3 protein-coding genes are annotated in these 2,001 nt (G+C 42.1%); all 3 read right to left on the bottom strand.

Annotated features, from left to right (window positions below; genetic code table 11):
- Nucleotides 1–173: 173 nt before the first annotated feature.
- Nucleotides 174–587 (bottom strand): hypothetical protein, encoded by a 414-nt coding sequence (locus tag AACS98_RS19645; protein WP_157087541.1) that lies wholly within the window; start codon nucleotides 585–587, stop codon nucleotides 174–176.
- A 153-nt stretch (nucleotides 588–740) separates the two neighbouring features.
- On the bottom strand, nucleotides 741–1,556 hold the full coding sequence (locus AACS98_RS19640) for an SMI1/KNR4 family protein (RefSeq protein WP_066382968.1): 816 nt from the start codon (nucleotides 1,554–1,556) through the stop codon (nucleotides 741–743).
- Nucleotides 1,557–1,578: 22 nt separating this feature from the next.
- A partial coding sequence (locus tag AACS98_RS19635) for a hypothetical protein (protein ID WP_198161164.1) occupies nucleotides 1,579–2,001 on the bottom strand: 423 nt, incomplete at its 5' end.

The following is a 2,001-nucleotide window of genomic DNA, read 5'->3' as shown; positions in this document are numbered from 1 at the left end:
CGCTCACCCACTCACCCCCACCCCTCTGAATGATTATCATTATCTATACAATTATTTACTGAGATACTCTAGTATTTAAAGCGTTACTAAGTACGATTAATAACTTTATGCTCAGTATATGACTACTTAATAAATTTGCAATACTTGATACTTCCATTCTACATATTCAGTGTTTATCCGGCTAGGTGCAAGATATAAGTTAAATCCCCGCAAGCTGTGTTTGTAGCTGCTTGCAAGGAGGGGCGGAAACCGGAGTCTGCACAGGTCAAGTCTGCTGTGAAAGATTGGTTTGACTGGGCATAAAAGCAAAGGATTGTGATTGCGATGTCGGGTGAGGTCGTGTATACGCCGGATGGGGAGGCTGTGGCGTTGGCGGAGATGATGCGGCGGTTTTCGGTGGGGGAATGAGACGCGATCGCAGCACGGTCAAAGGCGTGACCCTGGCGGATGGAAAAGCTCAAGATGGCGGAACAATGGCGCGAAAATCCAGGGGATGAGTTTTTGATGGAGTGTTGGGCGGATGACCCTGCTTCGCGGATTGTGATCAAGAAATTGGTGGCGAAGTGTCCGCAGTGGGGGATTGCCATTTTGGATAGGATGTTGGTTGATTGGGAGGAGTAGCGGTACTTGCAACTACTGGCATAACTTACTACTGCTCTAGAGTTTTTGATTTCACCCAACACTCATACTAGTTAGCGTCATGCAGGAATTTCTTCTTCCTCGGCAGACCAACTTGTAACTTAGGATTTGTATTTTAGCTTTTCTAATATCATTTTGGCATAATGGCTGAATGAGGTTTCTTTCGGTTTCTTCATTTCTCTGACTATTGGTTCTATTAATTCAGGGGAGAAATGTTCAACTGATAGCTCTGGCCAGCACGTGGTTAACCAATTAACATTTTCGTCAATAGAATCCCACATTTTATATAGTTTACATCGCTCCAACCCTGCTATTTCTAGCTCTTGCTTCAACCAGGTGAGTACCATTTTGGGTAACTCAACATTGTATTGGCGATAGATGGTGAAGAATTTTTGTTCATCACATTGCACGAGGTCTCCTTCATTTATATAAGCCACAGCTGTTTCCCAAACTTTTGCTGTCACTTGCATCAAGCTTGCTAAACTGACGTAGTGTAGTTCAACTGTATAAAGCTCTGAAACATACACAATGGGAGCAGGAAATTTTGCTTGCCAGTTTCCTACTGTGCAAAGATATATCTTGTCATAACCAAAAATCGGAAAAATAGGTTTATTTATGTACCTAACTTCATATTTTTCAAAATCTTTTGCCGTCTCCATCCCTCCTTGTGGGCTACACAGTGTCATCGTGCCATAGTAGGGAGCAAAAATTGTATCCCAGTTTTCAGTTTCCCAATCCCAACCCCCACACCACTGATAAAGTTCATAAACTTCTTGCGGCAATCGATAAGGTAGAATTTGAAATATTTCTTCAATTTTCTCTAAGGGTAAACCTGGAGGTAATTTGGCTGCCACAGCTGGATAATTACTTTCTAGGTAGGCACGAATTCGATTTAGACCATCAGTTAATTCTGACATGGAAACCCTCTGTTTCTTATTATTAACCACGATTCAAATCTGTTTTTAGGACTCCATCTCTATCTATGTAAAAGGATGCTGTTCCCTTTGTTGTCCCGACAATAAACCACATTTTCTCTGGATCGTTCCTCTCTACATTAGCTTTGGTATAGAACGACTCAAGCATAGGCCCTTGTTTTTCATACTTAGGCACTGGTCTTACTGAAACTGTATGTAACTCATAGAAAATTGGCCCACCAGGAATAGTTGTATTATAAGGATACTCATCGCGACCATAATTTGCTGGCAAGGCCTCTGGTCGTATTACATTTTTCAACCAACTTCTGCTATTACTCCACTTTGGAACACGACCTAAGAATGGTGAGGCTAGACCCCAACCATCCTTGAACCCTGTTTGGTTAGCACCAGTGAGTGCATCAAAGGTGTGTTTAGTAGTTTGTGATAC

The organism is Anabaena sp. CA = ATCC 33047 (assembly GCF_963870205.1).
In the GTDB taxonomy this organism is placed as follows: Bacteria; Cyanobacteriota; Cyanobacteriia; order Cyanobacteriales; family Nostocaceae; genus Trichormus.
The sequence above is the reverse complement of the archived record's forward strand: the minus strand, read 5'-3'. Positions and strand labels throughout refer to the sequence as shown.